The organism is Achromobacter arsenitoxydans SY8, from assembly GCF_000236785.1.
Taxonomy (GTDB): Bacteria; Pseudomonadota; Gammaproteobacteria; order Burkholderiales; family Burkholderiaceae_B; genus Achromobacter; species Achromobacter arsenitoxydans.
Genome location: NZ_AGUF01000021.1, coordinates 141,108 through 154,482 on the forward strand (window position 1 = coordinate 141,108; position 13,375 = coordinate 154,482).

Here is a 13,375-nt window from a genome sequence, read left to right on the forward strand (position 1 = left end):
GTCGTCCTGATCATTGCCGCCGCACGGCCTCGACCTGGATTTTCAGTTCCACCTCGGGCTTGAAGCCCATGTCCAGGCCGAAGTCCAGCCCGAAGTCCTTGCGGCTGAACTCCGTGGAAACATCGGCGCCGCACACTTCGCGCTTGACCATCGGATGGTCGATGCACTTGAAGTCGTCGATGTCCATTTTCACCTTGCGCGTGACGCCGCGCAGCGTCAGGTCGCCAGTCGCTTCTTCCGGCCGGTTGCCGTCGAACTTGGTGAACGTGCCCTTGAACGTGGCGGTGGGGTACTTGGCCGCGTTAAAAATGTCTGGCGCGACGGCGTGCTTGTTCATCTCGTCGTGGCCGAAGTCCACCGAATTGATGTCCACGGTGACCTCCACCGTGCCGGTGCGCGCCTCGCGGTCCAGCACCACCACGCCGCGCGACTGGTTGAACTTGCCGCGCCACGTCGACAGGCCGCCGAAGTGATCGGCCTCGAAGCTGGGGTAGGTGTGCGAGGGGTCCAGGTCGTAGGTGACCGGCGCGGCGTTGGCGGCGACGGTCAGCATCAGCGCGGCGGCGCCCAGCAGGGACGTGATCGGCTTCATTGCGGCTCCTTGGTGACGGTGTTGCGCTAGGCCTGCGGCGTGGCCGCAAGCGTAGAACGAAAAGCCTGACGATAACATTCAGTTCTTTGTCAGTAGCGGACGCAGATCGAAAAAAGCCGGCCGGTGGTTTGCTTTATTCTTCGGATCATCGACACCTATTCCGGAGAGCTTCATGGTCAAGATCAACATCGACTTCGTGTCCGACGTCGCGTGCCCGTGGTGCGCGGTGGGGCTGGGCGGTTTGCTGGAGGCCATGCGCCGGGTGGAGGGCGTTGCTCAGGTCGACCTGCATTTCCGGCCGTTTGAATTGAATCCCGACATGCCGGCCGGCGGGCAGAACACCATCGAGCGCCTGATGTCGAAGTACGGGTACGACCGCGAACAGGTGCAGGCGAACCGCAAGGTCATCAGTGAGCGGGCCGCCGCCGTTGGCATGCCGATGCGCATGGAGGACGACAACCGTTCGTTCAACACCTTCGATGCCCATCGGCTGATCCACTGGGCCGGGCTGCAGGGGCAGGCGCAACAGACCGCGATGAAGCAAAGCCTGCTGCGGACCTACCACTTTCTGAACCAGGACACGAGCGACGCGCAGGTGCTGGCGCTGGCGGCGAGCGAGGCGGGCCTGGACGAGCGGGCGGCGCGCGAGGTGCTGGCCAGCGGCCGCTACGCCGACGAGGTGCGCGCCGAAGAAGCGCAATGGCGGCAACTAGGCATTACGTCGGTGCCGTCGGTGATCATCAACGGCAAGTACCTCGTGTCTGGCGGCCAGCCGCCGGAGGCGTTTGAACAGGCCCTGCGGCAGGTGGCCGGGGAGGGCTAGTCGTCGTTGGCCCATTCGACCTGCACGCCCAGGCTGCGCAGGTTTTCGACAAAATGCGGGTGGGCGCGCCGGATCGGCGTGGCGTTGCGGATTTCGGAGCGGCCCTTGATGCTGCTGGCCACCATGAACAGGGCAATCGCGACCCGGATGATGTAGGGGCTTTCCACCACCGCCGGCGTCAGCGGATTGCCGCCGAAGGTCACCACGCGGTGCGGATCCGACGAGAACACGTGCGCACCGAACTTCGTCAGCTCGCCCGTCCAGCCCAGCGCGCCGTCGTACACCTTGTTCCAGAACATCGCATTGCCCTCGGCGCACACGCCCAGCGCAATGAAGATCGGCAGCAGGTCCACGGGGAAATACGGCCAGGGCGCCGCCTCGACCTTGGTCAGCACGTTGCTGGTAAAGGGCGTCTGCACCTTCAGCGGGCCCGAACGCTGCGCGCGCGACCAGCCGTTTTCATGCACGATCTGCACGCCGAACTTGGCGAAAGTGCGGTCGATCAGCGGGAAATTGCCCGGGGTGCTGTTGCGCACCACCACGTCGCCGCCCGTGATCGCGCCCAGCGCGAGGAACGTCGTGATCTCGTGGAAGTCCTCTTCAAACGTGAACTCGCCGCCCTTCAGGCGCACGCCGCCGCGCACCGTCAGCCGCGAGGTGCCGATGCCGTCGATGTCCGCGCCCATCATCGCCATGAAGCGGCAGAACTCCTGCACGTGCGGCTCGGAGGCCGCGTTCGTCAGCGTGGATTCGCCTTGCGCCGCGGCCGCGCACAGCACGAAGTTCTCGGTCGTCGTCACGGACGCGTAGTCCAGCCAATGGTGCGTGGGCTTGAGCGGGCCGCTGGCGCGCACCAGCAGGGACCCGCTGGCGCGTTCCACCTCGCCGCCGAACGAGCGGAAGATGTCCACGTGCGGATCTATTTCGCGCACGCCCAGCGTGCAGCCCTTGACGTTGTCCTCCAGCCGCGCCACGCCGAAGCGCGCCAGCAGCGGCGGCACCAGCATGATCGACGAACGCATTTCCTCCGGCAGCCGGTGCCGCGCGGCGTCAAAAGCGGTGTCGCGGTGATGCAGTTCCAGCGTGCGCGTCTTGTCGTCCAGCCGGACCTCGCTGCCCAGCGTACGGAAAATGTCCAGGATCTTGCGGACATCGGTGATGTCCGGCACGCCATGCAGCCGCAGCGGCTGGTCTGTCAGCAGCGTGGCGCACAGGATGGGCAGCACCGCGTTCTTGTTGGCCGAGGGAACGACGCGGCCGCGCAGGGGCGTGCCGCCGTGGACGATGAGGTTGGACATGGGGATTGGACGGCCAGGTAAGAAATAAGGGAAAGCGACGCGATTGTACCGGCGTCTTCCCGAGCGGCCTTTTGACGAAAGACCGCTAAATATTTCAATCTGCAATTGCGATGTGGCGCGGTTTACGCCTGCCGAGGTGCATTGCCTGTCCGCCCGTTAGTCGGCAAGCCTGATCAGCGTCAGGAAAAACGTCTGCCGCAACCCAAACCCCAGCCGCTCATACAGCCCGATTGCGCTGCCGTTATTGCTCAGCACATGCAGGAACGGCGATTCCCCTCTCTGCCAGATCTCGTCTTCAAGCTGCTGCACCAGCCGTCCGGCGAATCCCTTGCCGCGCCACGCATCGTCCACGCAGACTGCGCTGATCTCGACGTGCCCGGCGGGATGCATCCGTTCGCCCGCCATGGCGATCAGCCGGCCCTGCGCGCGCACGCCGATGTAGCGACCCATCTCGTGGGTGCGCTTGCAGAAGGGGCCGGGGCGGGTCTTTTCGGCCAGCGCAAGCATCTGCGGCGCGTCGTCCGGCCCCAGCGTCACGATGCCCGGATCATCCGCCGCACAGGCGTCGCGGCGCGTCGCGACCATCTGGTGGATCACGCCGACGGGCTGCGCGCGCAGCGCAGGCGGGGGCTTGACGGGATTGGACGACAGCAGCGCGGCCTGCTGGCCGGCGGACAGAAGCTGCCCGAGTGCAGCCCAGGCTTCGGGGGCGTCCGACGCCATGGCCGCAAAGGGCGCCACGTCAGGGTGGTAGCGGCAGGCCAGGGCGTTGCCGCTGCCCAGGTGCGCCTGTTCGGTTGCAAGCGCGTTCCAGATCGGGTTGTCGAGGCTGTGTGCTGATTGGTCCATGCCGGTTCCTGTTGTCAGCGCCGTATGCGCATGGCGTCAATGTAGACAGGATCCGGCGCGCGCTCTATTGTCGTAAGTGACATTTTTGGAGTCATTTCCGCCATGAAGATCTCGGTTCTGGCCCTGGACGGCTGCTTCGACACGGGTCTGTCGGCCATCCTGGACGCATTCACCACCGCCAACGAGCTGGCCGAACTGCAGCAGCCCGGTTCCGGTCCCCGGTTCGACATCAGCGTGATCGGCATGCGCCGCGAGGTGCGCACCGGCCTGGGCATGCGCGTTCCGGTCAAGCCGGCCAGCGCAATGGGCAATCCCGATTGGCTGGTCCTGCCCGCCATCGCCACCAAGATGCCGGAACAGCTGTTGCCCGCGCTGGAGCGGCGCGACGTCAGGGATGCGCTGGCCCTGCTGCGGCAAAGCCATGACGACGGCGTGAAGATCGCGGCCGCCTGCATCGGCACTTTCGTGCTGGCCGAGTCGGGTCTGCTTGGGGGGCAGGAGGCCACCACCTCCTGGTGGCTCGCCCCGCTGTTCCGCCAGCGCTACCCGGACGTGCGGCTGGACAGCGCGCGCATGATGGTGCCGTCCGGCAGCTTTACGACCGCCGGCGCCGCGATGGGGCACCTGGACCTGGCCCTGTGGCTGCTGGGGCAGGCCAGCCCCGCGCTGGCCGCCGTGGTTGTCCGCTATCTATTGGTGGATGCGCGCCCGTCGCAGGCGCCCTACATGATCCCCGACCACCTGGCGCGCGCCGACCCGCTGGTGGAGCGTTTCGAGCGCTGGGCCCGGGACAGGCTGACCGAAGGCTTCTCGCTGGACGCCGCGGCGGATGCGCTGGCCACCAGCACCCGCACCCTGCAACGCCGCATCGAAGCCGTGCTCGGCAAGTCGCCGCTGTCTTACTTCCAGGACCTGCGGGTGGAGCGGGCGGTGCACCTGCTGCGCACCAGCCATCTGAACACCGACGCGATTGCCGCGGAGGTGGGCTATGAGGACGGCGCGACGTTGCGGACGCTGTTGCGGCGCAAGCTGGGGCGAGGGGTGCGGGAGTTGCGGCTGGGGTGACTGGGGCGCGTCAGCGCTCGATGGCGCGCAGCAGGCTCAGCGGCGCCCATCCGCTCTGGCCGTCCGATTGGCGGCTGCACCACATCCAGCCATTGATCTGCTCCGAGCCGGAAAACTCATCGCCTTCGTCCACGTCCAGTTCGCGTGCGGTGTAATCGCGCAAAGCGCGTCCATGGCGCTCGTCGATCCGCTCGATAATCTGGCCGGGAACCCATCCCCCGATTCCACCGGCCGTGGAGCAAAAGAACCAGTTGTCCCAGCCTTCCGGGCCTTCGTATCGCTCTCCGATCGCGAGAAGCGCGCCCTGCGAGAACGCGACCGGTTCGGGGTATTCGCTGCGATGCTGGCCGACGGCGACGAATTTCATGCCGGCTTCCCGCCGCCCTTGCGGATCAGCACCGCCCCGCCGATCGTCAGCAGCAGGCCGCCGCCCAGATAGGGCAGTCCAAAGATCATCAAGAAAAAGAACAGCGCGGTGTTGGCGTCCCGCGCATCCGCGCCGCCGCCGGTATGGAGGGCGGGGTCCATCTGCAGCAGGGCGATCGGCACGGTCAAGAGCAGCATCACGCCCAGCGCCGCGCAGCCCCAGCCGATACGCCGGCGCATATTGGCGATGCGCGCCAGCAGCAGCGCGGCGGCCACCGCGATCAGCACGTACAGGATTGCGCTGGCGATCTGCATTCGTTCAAGCGCGGTGTCGTCCAAAGGCGCATACGGCGCGCCCGCGGGCTGTTGCAGCCCGAACACGACCTGCAACAGCGGGTTGGTGACGCCGAAGCTGGCGCTGCCGATCAGCAGTCCCAAAACGATGCTGACAAGCCATTTGATCGCGGTGGGCGGCATGGGATTTCAGGTAAGAGGTTGGCGGATCAATAGAAGACGTCGACGTAATCCGTCAGGCGGCCGCAGGATTCCATCTGCTGCAGGCGCCAGTACTTGCGCTTGCCCGTCGCCTTGAACTCGTAGTCGCCGGTGCGTTCGCAGCGGCGGCCCTTGTCCGGCGCGTCCAGGATCAGGATCGTGCCGCGAAAGACGAAGCGGTCGCTGTCGATGGAGACGACTTCGCCCTTGATCTTAAGCGTGCCCTCGAAGTTGGCCTGGGTGCCCTCAAGGCGCACCACGTCGTTGTCGTCGATGGCGTTCAGCTTGCCGCGTTGCGCGGACCACAGCCATTGCACGGTGACGCCGCTGTTGTTCAGCAGGCGCTCGTAGGCGGCCTGGCTGTTGACCTGGGTCTTCTGCACGGGGGCGAGGGCGCCGGACTGCGCGGGGGCCTGCTGGGCTGGCGCCTGTTGAACCGGAGCCTGTTGAGCCGGGGCCTGCTGTTGAGCCGGGGCCTGCTGCTGCGCGGGAGCCTGTTGGGCCGGCGCCTGTTGCTGCGAGGAGTTGGCGCGCGGGGGAAGGATTGCTGCGCCCGGATCCTTTGCGGCATGGACCGGTGCCGCGAAGGCGATGGCCAGGCCCAGGGCCAGGACCCGATTGCCGGACTTGCGTTTCATACCCGAGGCGCGGGCGGCGCCGCGATCAACGTTGATTTGCATGGTCTGTATCAAGAGGGGACTAGGGGAGCGCCGTTGCTCGATGATCGAGCGGGGCGGCTCCATTCGAACCTGACCCCGATTCCGGCACGGCCGCCAACTTAGCATGACCAATGCGCGCAAAAAATTGCTGCCTTTCGAGTATGTGTATCTATTCGTTATCCGAAAAACCAAATGCTTCGGGCCGCGCTATTTCTGACTGGCCCGCCGCCGCACGTTCTCTTCATGCAGCAGGCGCACGGGTTCGACGAATTCCGGCACGGGGCCGTCGACCTCGACGCCGTCGATGACCTCGGCGATGGACAAAGGCCGCACCTTCGACGCCGGAACGCCCCATCCCCGCATCCATTCGGCGTACTGCCTGGACGAGACGGCGTACACGATACGGCCCAGTCCCACCCAGCCGTGCGCCGACGAACACATGGAGCAATGCTCGCCCGACGTGTAGACGGTGCACGCGGCGCGCTCCGCTTCGGGCACGTTGCTGGCGGCCCAGCGGGCGATCTCGAATTCGGGGTGCCGCGTGCGGTCGCCGCTGGAAACGTGGTTGTGGTCTTCAAACAGCACCCGGCCGTCGCCGGACACCAGCACGGATCCAAAGGGCTGGTCTCCGGCATCGAGCGCCTGCCTGGCCAGTTCGACGCAGCGCGCGAGGTGCTTTTTGTCCTGTTCGGTAATCATGCGGGGTCTCCGTGTTGCGGTGTAAGGGAGCCGGCGGGGCGACGCAGCGCCCCGCCAGCAGCCGCCATTACAGCAGCAGCGGTGAAATCTTGCTGCCGTCCACCGACACGCCCGCCATCAGGCCGCCATTGTTCATGACGAAACCCACGATGGGCTGTTGGGCGGTATTGGAGTCGATGCTGCCGTTGGCCCCGACACTGGCCACGGCGATGGTGGCGTCGGCGCCGATCGTCCAGCCGCTGCTGGCGCGGAATTTGGCCAGCGAGTCATCCGTCATGAACAGAATGACCATGGCCTTGGACTGGGCGCCTGCCTGGAAGCCGACGGAGCCGCCGGTGATGCTGTAGTAGCCGGTGTCCTGGCCGGCGACGCGCAGGACCCCCGTTCCGTGCTGCGCGCCGAAGATGAAGCTGGCGCTCAGCACGGCCGGAAACACCAGCACGCCGCGGGCGCGCGCCACCAATTCCTTGGATTGGGGGGCGGACTCGTAGAGCTTGGTCAGGGTGGCGTCCGTGGCGGCGTCCAGCTCCTGCTTTTTTTCGGCAGCGGTGGCGGACGACTTGGTGTCCGTGGTGGTGCAGCCGGCAAACAGCAGGCCGGTCATGCCCAGCGCTAAGGCCGCCACGCTGGTTCTACGCAGTTTTGAAGAAATTTCACGCATGTCTGCTCCCTTTGGGTTGGTGACCAACAATGCACATCAAAACCAGTCATTCGCAGCAGATTACCCCGGCCCGGCGTGTTCGGGCGCTGTTCCGCACCTCGCCGCGCAAATAAAGCAGGGCCGCCGCCGGTTTAACATCGCGCCCATGCTCATCTCTATCATCTTTCTCTGGGTTGCGCTGGCCATCGTGGTCGGCGCCATGGCTGCCCGCCGGGGGCGCAAGCGGTTCGGGTGGACCATTCTTGCCTGCCTGATCAGTCCCGTGATCGCGGGCCTGTTCCTGATGAGCATCGCCGACCGGTCGCCCCATGCCAGGCAGCCCGTTCTTGCCACGCACGTCGATTGTCCGCTGTGCGGCAAGCGCATCCTGCGCGAGGCACGCGTGTGCCGGCATTGCGGCGGCGATGTGACCCAGGCCGCGGACGCTGGCGCGCGGACGACCCCGAGCACAGGCTACTGGTACGACTATCCCGACCCATCCTCCACCCTGGAAAGAACCGGCGATCGCGTTGCGCTTGCCCGGGCCGTCCCGCCCTGGATCGTGGTGGACCAATCGCTGGACTCGATCATCATTGGCAGCCGCTGGCCCGGTCAGCTCTGGCGCGTGCGGGTCGAGGAACTGGGCGACATGTCCGGCCTGGTGGCGCAGCCGGGCTACTGGCGCGCCGCCTCGATTGAACTGCTGGAAGCGATGCCCCTGGCGACCCTGTTCGGACCGCACGGCGATGCCGTGCTTGAAATCGTTGAACAGATCGGCGGCCTGTCGCGCGCACAGGCGCAGGCGCTGGCCGGCGGCTTGCCTGCGGATGCTCCGGCCGCCTATGGCCGGGCCTGGGCGCGTTGGTCGCGGGCCGGCGAAGAAGCTGTCGATGCGGCCGAGGACGAATGGCGCGGCACGCTTGCCGCAGCGCGTCGGGGCGACAAGGCGCGTTCGCCGATCCATGGCGGCTTCCTGCTGATTCATGAGCAGTTGCGCAAGCGGGCCGAAGACGTGGACGGCGAAGACGCCTTCATCCTCGTCGAGGAAGACGGTGAAACCGAGCAGTTGCTGGCGCCCCTGTGGCAGGGCGCGTGCGACGCCTTCCTGTACGCCGCGATGGCGCGCGCGGCGCCGCAATGTGTGGAGAAAGACGATGCCGCCCCGCTGACGCAGGCCTGGTCCCGCGTATATGCTGCGGCAGGCCAGCGAGGTTGAACATCACCACATTTCTTCGTTCAAGATCCTCTTGGCCCTGCGGAAGGTGATGACCGCCGCGCCGACCGCCAGGATCAGCGCGATCCATCCGACCAGGTTGCGCTGGACCTTGCGCGACAGGTTCCATTCATGGACGGCCACGGGATCGACCAGCGTTTCACCGGCCTTGCGCACGCCATAGACCCGTACGGGCGTGGCGATCTTGTATTCCAGGGCAACCCTGCCGTCCGTGAGCTCAGCTTCGTTTTCGCGCACCATGAACTCCACGCGCTCGCCCTCGATGTAGGGAACACTGCCGGTCTTGCCGTGGAACTTGAACACCGCATAGGGATAGTTGCCCGAGTACACGCAAGGCACACCAAAGGTCTGCCACCATCCGCGTATTTTGGCCTTGCTATCGCAAGTCGCCACCTTGTCCACTCGCAAGGAAATCGTGTTCAGCGTTGCGGGATCGTAGGGCAGGCGAATGTCCTTGGCCATGCTGAAGAACTGGTACGAAATCACACCCAGCACCAGCACGGCGATGGCGGGAATGCTGCAAGGCCGAAAGGCGCGCTTCCAGTCAGCCAGTTCACTGCTCATGCTGGCTGTCTCTGGAACGCTTGCGGCCGCTGCGTGGGCCGGTCTCAATAGTCATAGGGCGCGCTGCGAGAATTGCGAATCGCGCATATCTTAGCAAGGGCCTCTGGCGGGCCTTGCCTAGCTCCGGTCGCAATGATTCCGGAACGCCTTTTCTCCCGCGTCGGAAATTTCCACCCACTTCTGGTCCGGCGGCGCATCGGGCACATAGCTGTCATGCCAGTTCCACCATTTGTACGCTGGCGTCTGGGGATAGCCTGCCGGGGAATCCTCCCAGGCCTCCTGCCGGCCCAGCGGCGTGATGTCCAGATAATTCCACGTGCCGCCCATCTGCTCGTCGCCGCGGTTGTTCAGGAAGTACGTGCGGTACACGCGGTCTCCGTCGCGAAAGAACACATTGGTGCCGTGCCATTCGTGCACGCCGAAATCGGCATCGAAACTGTCGGTCAGCGTGAACCACGGCATCGTCCAGCCCATGCGCGACTTCAGGCGCGCGATATCCGCCTGCGGTGCGCGCGATACGAAGACCAGCGTCGTGTCGCGCGCGTTCAGGTGAGCCAGGTGCGCGACCTGATCGGCCACCATGGAACAGCCGCGGCATGCGTGGTCCGGCCAGCCGTACACGCCGGGTTCAAAGAAGGCGCGGTAGACGATGAGCTGGCGGCGGCCGTCGAACAGGTCGGGCAGGGCGAGCCTGCCGTCGGGGCCTTCAAACACGTATGGCTTGTCCACGGCAGTCCATGGCATGCGGCGGCGTTCGGCGGCCAGCGCGTCGCGGGCGCGGGTCTGGGCCTTTTCCTTCAGCAGGAGCTGCTGGCGCGCAGCTTCCCAGTCTTCAGGGGAAACGATGGGGGGCGTGTTCATGATCGGAACCTCCTGGTAGTGCCGATGCAGGTCGGCGGCATTGGGACAGTTTGCCGCCGGAGGCGGACGTCCGGGAGTAACAAATCTGGCGTCTTTAACGTTGCGGCAGGAGCACTCAGTCGCCTTTGTCTACAATTGCGCGCCATGGACACAACCCGCGTGACGTCGCACTGATGCCCGGCCCCGGATTCCGACTGGCCGCCGCCGGGCTAAGCCTGGGCCTGCTGGCCGCATGCTCTTCCGGGCGGCCGCTGCAGCCCGCGCCGCCCCTGTACATCTTATGGGAACGGCCGGGAGTTAATGAGCAGGGCGTCCGCGATGCCATGCTGGCCTGCGGCTACAGCAATGCGGCGCATGTCGACTACGGGCGGACGTCGCCCAACGACTATGCGCGCGCGCAGCTCTGCATGCTGGACCAAGGCTACACCTACAAAGAGCGCCGCATCATCTGCGCCGATGCCCCCGAACTACCCGCCTGCGCCCAAGTTCCGCGCGGCAAGACATTCGGGACCGATCCGGATTTCGATCCCGCGCTGCTGGACCGGCGGGCGGCGCGGCCGCCTGCATACACGCTATGGAGCCGGCCGGATGCCGACAGCGACGGCGTCAAGCGCGCCATGCTGGCCTGCGGCTACGCCACGGTCGTCGAGCCCGTGGGTGTGATGGCGCCAAACGACATGGCGGCGGCGCAACTCTGCATGCTGGACCAGCGCTTCACCTATGCGCTGCCGCCGCAAGGGCTGCTGTGCAAGAGTTCGCCCGCATTGCCGTCCTGCCGTGGCCGCCGCAACGACGTCCCGGACTGCTGCGCCGCGCCCAACGCCGCGGGGCAGCGCTGACCTCCGGCGCGGGCGGAACGCGTATCAGGCGGGGACGAGCGCGGCTTCGCGCGTCAGCCGGGGTTCGGTCCATCCCTGAAGGCTTTCGCGCAGCAGCGACACGGCGGCCCGGCCGCTTTCACTCAAGCGCTTCGACGCGTACAGGCCAAACTGCGCACGCAGCGCCTGCGAGCGGTCCGGGCCGATGGAAATGATCCGCATGGTGTCCGGCTGCAGGCATTCGGTTGTCAGGAGCGCAACGCCCAGGCCGTTTTCCACGGCCGCGATGGTGGCGCCCACGTTGTGGCTGGTCAGCGAGACCCGGAAGTCCCGGCCCGCCGCCGTCAGCGCGTCGAACGCCAGCCGGCGCCACGAACACGGTTCCGCGTACACGATCACGTCCAGCGGCTGGTGCGGATCGGGCGTCTCGTCGATGCCGCACACCCAATGCAGGTCCACGGACCAGGACTCGATGGGTTCGTCCACGAACCCGGCGCAGGCGCCCACCGCCACGTCCAGCGTGCCTTCCTGCCAGCGTGCGGCAAGCCGCTCGCCATCGTCGATCACGACCTCCAGGTGCAATTGCGGACATGAGCGCCGCAACCGTCCCAGCGCCGCCGGCAGCGCCGTCACGGCAACGTCCTCGGACAGGCCGATACGCACGCTGCCCGCCACCGCGCGTTCGCGCAGCCGCGCCGCCGCGGCTTCGCCCAGCGCCAGAATGCGGTTGGCGTAGCTCAACAGCAGCTCGCCTTCCGTCGTGGGCGACATCCCCCGGCCCGTGCGGTGCAGCAGCCGCTTGCCTACCATTTCCTCCAGCCGCCGGATCTGCGTGCTGAGCGCAGATTGCGCCCGCCCGGCGTGATCCGCGGCGCGGCTCAGGCTGCCGTGCTGGCAGACCGCCACAAAGGTGCGCAACAGGGCTGGGTCGAAATCGCCTGACATTATCAATCCATGAAGTCTGGTATATGAGGTATCAGTCTACCTTTATCTCTGGGCGGTGCCTAGGATGAAGTCCTGCCGCTGATTGGCTGACCTTATCCACGGAGATTCACCCCATGCCTGATTCCCAAAACCTGCGCGTCGTCCTGGCTTCCCGGCCCGTCGGCCGCCCCAAGCCCACCGACTTCCGCGTCGAACGCGCACCCATTCCCGAACCGGCCGACGGCCAGGTCCTGCTGGAGGTCCAGACCCTGTCCCTGGACCCCTACATGCGCTGGCGCGTCAGCGACGCCAAATCCTACGCGCCGCCCATCGCGCTGGGCGATGTCATGGTGGGCGCCACCGTCGCCCGCATCAAGGCGTCCCGCCACCCCGACTGGCGCGAAGGCGACATCGTCCTGTCCGAAGCCGGCTGGCAGCGCTACGCGCTGTCCGACGGTAGCGGACTGCGCCGTCTCGATCCCGCCATTGCGCCGCCGTCCACCGCGCTGGGCGTATTGGGCATGCCTGGCCTCACGGCGTACGTCGGACTGCTCAACATCGGCCAGCCCAAGCCGGGCGAAACCGTTGTCGTCGCGGCCGCCAGCGGCGCGGTCGGCTCGGTCGTCGGCCAGATCGCGCGCATCAAGGGCGCGCGGGTGGTCGGCATTGCCGGCGGCCCCGAAAAGTGCGCCTTCGTAAAAAACGAACTGGGCTTTGACGCCGTCGTGGACCACCAGGCGCCCGACTTCGCGCAGAAACTGGCCGAGGCCTGCCCCGACGGCATCGACGTCTACTTCGAAAACGTCGCCGGCCATGTGTGGGACGCAGTGCTGCCGCTGCTCAACGACTTCGCCCGCGTGCCGGTGTGCGGGCTGATCGCGAACTACAACGACGGCCCGGCCGACAGGAACGGCCCGGACCGCCTGCCCGCGACCATGCGCGAGATTCTTGCCCGGCGCATCACGATGCGCGGCTTCATCGTGTACGACTTCCCGCGCGAACAGGAAGACGAATTCCTGCGCGTGGCGTCGGGGTGGATACGGGAAGGCAAACTGCGCTGGCGCGAGGATGTCGTCGACGGACTGGAGCAGGCGCCGGACGCGTTCATCGGGCTGTTGGAAGGGAAGAACTTCGGGAAGCTGGTGGTGCGGGTGGGGGCGTAGCGGCCGGAGTTGGCAGATTTTGCTGCGTTGAGCCCCCAAGATCCGCCCAGGATTCTTGGGGGGGCGGCGTTATGAACATCATTCGTAACGCGGGCAGTGCGTCGCCGAGTGCATGGCCTCTCTCTCTATGACGCTGATAGCTAAGAAATTAATCCCCCCAGCTTCAGACAACCCTGATTGTCAGCGCTACTGCCTTTTGTGACATTGGGACCCAAATGACAGTGAACTTGCAGATGTATCCCGCGCTAAACGCACTGCTGGGTGGGTACTTTCATCAGGACTATGACCTTTTTGGCGAGACCATAGAGGAGGTGGCCCTTTGCTA

The 13,375-nt window shown here is 66.1% G+C and carries 17 protein-coding genes; 6 read left to right on the top strand and 11 right to left on the bottom strand.

The genetic code is table 11. The features are described 5' to 3' along the window. Positions 1-10 precede the first annotated feature (10 nt). The gene (locus KYC_RS04825) at positions 11-592 is read right to left on the bottom strand and encodes a YceI family protein (RefSeq protein ID WP_008159411.1); all 582 of its coding nucleotides are present in this window, start codon (positions 590-592) and stop codon (positions 11-13) included. Between the two features lie 172 nt (positions 593-764). Between KYC_RS04825 and KYC_RS04830 the strand changes: the two genes are divergently transcribed. Beyond that, positions 765-1,415, top strand: a complete 651-nt coding sequence (locus tag KYC_RS04830; protein WP_008159412.1) for a DsbA family oxidoreductase — start codon at positions 765-767, stop codon at positions 1,413-1,415. Here the strand turns inward: KYC_RS04830 and KYC_RS04835 are convergent. Both KYC_RS04835 and KYC_RS04840 read right to left on the bottom strand, forming a co-directional pair. Then, entirely contained in the window at positions 1,412-2,713 is a 1,302-nt protein-coding gene (locus KYC_RS04835) for a UDP-N-acetylglucosamine 1-carboxyvinyltransferase (protein WP_008159414.1), read from the bottom strand. The two genes, KYC_RS04830 and KYC_RS04835, sit on opposite strands and share 4 nt — an antisense overlap. Before the next feature lie 156 nt (positions 2,714-2,869). After that, the gene (locus KYC_RS04840) at positions 2,870-3,562 is read right to left on the bottom strand and encodes a GNAT family N-acetyltransferase (RefSeq protein WP_008159415.1); all 693 of its coding nucleotides are present in this window, start codon (positions 3,560-3,562) and stop codon (positions 2,870-2,872) included. Between the two features lie 102 nt (positions 3,563-3,664). Here KYC_RS04840 and KYC_RS04845 point away from each other — a divergent pair, with 102 nt between their 5' ends. After that, on the top strand, positions 3,665-4,627 hold the full coding sequence (locus KYC_RS04845; RefSeq protein WP_008159417.1) for a GlxA family transcriptional regulator: 963 nt from the start codon (positions 3,665-3,667) through the stop codon (positions 4,625-4,627). A 10-nt stretch (positions 4,628-4,637) separates the two neighbouring features. Here the strand turns inward: KYC_RS04845 and KYC_RS04850 are convergent, their stop codons facing one another. From KYC_RS04850 to KYC_RS04870, 5 genes are all read right to left on the bottom strand, one after another. Beyond that, positions 4,638-4,994, bottom strand: coding sequence for an SH3 domain-containing protein (locus tag KYC_RS04850; protein ID WP_008159421.1), 357 nt, complete (start codon positions 4,992-4,994; stop codon positions 4,638-4,640). After that, on the bottom strand, positions 4,991-5,470 hold the full coding sequence (locus KYC_RS04855) for a hypothetical protein (protein ID WP_008159423.1): 480 nt from the start codon (positions 5,468-5,470) through the stop codon (positions 4,991-4,993). Before KYC_RS04855 ends, KYC_RS04850 begins: the two co-directional genes overlap by 4 nt. Before the next feature lie 26 nt (positions 5,471-5,496). Next, entirely contained in the window at positions 5,497-6,168 is a 672-nt protein-coding gene (locus tag KYC_RS04860; protein WP_008159424.1) for a hypothetical protein, read from the bottom strand. A gap of 186 nt (positions 6,169-6,354) precedes the next feature. Continuing rightward, entirely contained in the window at positions 6,355-6,846 is a 492-nt protein-coding gene (locus tag KYC_RS04865; RefSeq protein WP_008159425.1) for a nucleoside deaminase, read from the bottom strand. 67 nt (positions 6,847-6,913) lie between these two features. Beyond that, on the bottom strand, positions 6,914-7,507 hold the full coding sequence (locus KYC_RS04870) for a BPSL1445 family SYLF domain-containing lipoprotein (protein WP_043517548.1): 594 nt from the start codon (positions 7,505-7,507) through the stop codon (positions 6,914-6,916). Between the two features lie 145 nt (positions 7,508-7,652). Between KYC_RS04870 and KYC_RS04875 the strand changes: the two genes are divergently transcribed. Continuing rightward, the gene (locus KYC_RS04875) at positions 7,653-8,702 is read left to right on the top strand and encodes a glycosyltransferase family protein (protein WP_008159427.1); all 1,050 of its coding nucleotides are present in this window, start codon (positions 7,653-7,655) and stop codon (positions 8,700-8,702) included. A gap of 3 nt (positions 8,703-8,705) precedes the next feature. On the opposite strand, the gene KYC_RS04880 is transcribed toward KYC_RS04875, so the two are convergent. Both KYC_RS04880 and KYC_RS04885 read right to left on the bottom strand, forming a co-directional pair. Continuing rightward, the gene (locus tag KYC_RS04880; RefSeq protein WP_008159428.1) at positions 8,706-9,284 is read right to left on the bottom strand and encodes a hypothetical protein; all 579 of its coding nucleotides are present in this window, start codon (positions 9,282-9,284) and stop codon (positions 8,706-8,708) included. A gap of 117 nt (positions 9,285-9,401) precedes the next feature. Next, on the bottom strand, positions 9,402-10,145 hold the full coding sequence (locus KYC_RS04885) for a DUF899 domain-containing protein (RefSeq protein WP_008159433.1): 744 nt from the start codon (positions 10,143-10,145) through the stop codon (positions 9,402-9,404). A gap of 125 nt (positions 10,146-10,270) precedes the next feature. Between KYC_RS04885 and KYC_RS04890 the strand changes: the two genes are divergently transcribed. Beyond that, the gene (locus tag KYC_RS04890; protein ID WP_238531885.1) at positions 10,271-10,984 is read left to right on the top strand and encodes a hypothetical protein; all 714 of its coding nucleotides are present in this window, start codon (positions 10,271-10,273) and stop codon (positions 10,982-10,984) included. Between the two features lie 24 nt (positions 10,985-11,008). On the opposite strand, the gene KYC_RS04895 is transcribed toward KYC_RS04890, so the two are convergent. Continuing rightward, a complete protein-coding gene (locus KYC_RS04895; RefSeq protein ID WP_008159439.1) occupies positions 11,009-11,908 on the bottom strand; it encodes a LysR family transcriptional regulator in 900 nt (299 codons plus the stop codon). Positions 11,909-12,021: 113 nt separating this feature from the next. Between KYC_RS04895 and KYC_RS04900 the strand changes: the two genes are divergently transcribed. Continuing rightward, positions 12,022-13,050, top strand: a complete 1,029-nt coding sequence (locus KYC_RS04900) for an NADP-dependent oxidoreductase (protein WP_008159441.1) — start codon at positions 12,022-12,024, stop codon at positions 13,048-13,050. Positions 13,051-13,283: 233 nt separating this feature from the next. Beyond that, positions 13,284-13,375: contact-dependent growth inhibition system immunity protein (locus KYC_RS30115; protein ID WP_420796102.1), on the top strand; the 92-nt coding region annotated here is incomplete at its 3' end.

What these genes read in the sequence shown, in the direction of transcription:
- KYC_RS04825 (WP_008159411.1), bottom strand. Translation starts at nt 592, where the DNA reads ATGAAGCCGATCACGTCCCTGCTGGGCGCCGCCGCGCTGATGCTGACC.
- KYC_RS04830 (WP_008159412.1), top strand. Translation starts at nt 765, where the DNA reads ATGGTCAAGATCAACATCGACTTCGTGTCCGACGTCGCGTGCCCGTGG.
- KYC_RS04835 (WP_008159414.1), bottom strand. Translation starts at nt 2,713, where the DNA reads ATGTCCAACCTCATCGTCCACGGCGGCACGCCCCTGCGCGGCCGCGTC.
- KYC_RS04840 (WP_008159415.1), bottom strand. Translation starts at nt 3,562, where the DNA reads ATGGACCAATCAGCACACAGCCTCGACAACCCGATCTGGAACGCGCTT.
- KYC_RS04845 (WP_008159417.1), top strand. Translation starts at nt 3,665, where the DNA reads ATGAAGATCTCGGTTCTGGCCCTGGACGGCTGCTTCGACACGGGTCTG.
- KYC_RS04850 (WP_008159421.1), bottom strand. Translation starts at nt 4,994, where the DNA reads ATGAAATTCGTCGCCGTCGGCCAGCATCGCAGCGAATACCCCGAACCG.
- KYC_RS04855 (WP_008159423.1), bottom strand. Translation starts at nt 5,470, where the DNA reads ATGCCGCCCACCGCGATCAAATGGCTTGTCAGCATCGTTTTGGGACTG.
- KYC_RS04860 (WP_008159424.1), bottom strand. Translation starts at nt 6,168, where the DNA reads ATGCAAATCAACGTTGATCGCGGCGCCGCCCGCGCCTCGGGTATGAAA.
- KYC_RS04865 (WP_008159425.1), bottom strand. Translation starts at nt 6,846, where the DNA reads ATGATTACCGAACAGGACAAAAAGCACCTCGCGCGCTGCGTCGAACTG.
- KYC_RS04870 (WP_043517548.1), bottom strand. Translation starts at nt 7,507, where the DNA reads ATGCGTGAAATTTCTTCAAAACTGCGTAGAACCAGCGTGGCGGCCTTA.
- KYC_RS04875 (WP_008159427.1), top strand. Translation starts at nt 7,653, where the DNA reads ATGCTCATCTCTATCATCTTTCTCTGGGTTGCGCTGGCCATCGTGGTC.
- KYC_RS04880 (WP_008159428.1), bottom strand. Translation starts at nt 9,284, where the DNA reads ATGAGCAGTGAACTGGCTGACTGGAAGCGCGCCTTTCGGCCTTGCAGC.
- KYC_RS04885 (WP_008159433.1), bottom strand. Translation starts at nt 10,145, where the DNA reads ATGAACACGCCCCCCATCGTTTCCCCTGAAGACTGGGAAGCTGCGCGC.
- KYC_RS04895 (WP_008159439.1), bottom strand. Translation starts at nt 11,908, where the DNA reads ATGTCAGGCGATTTCGACCCAGCCCTGTTGCGCACCTTTGTGGCGGTC.
- KYC_RS04900 (WP_008159441.1), top strand. Translation starts at nt 12,022, where the DNA reads ATGCCTGATTCCCAAAACCTGCGCGTCGTCCTGGCTTCCCGGCCCGTC.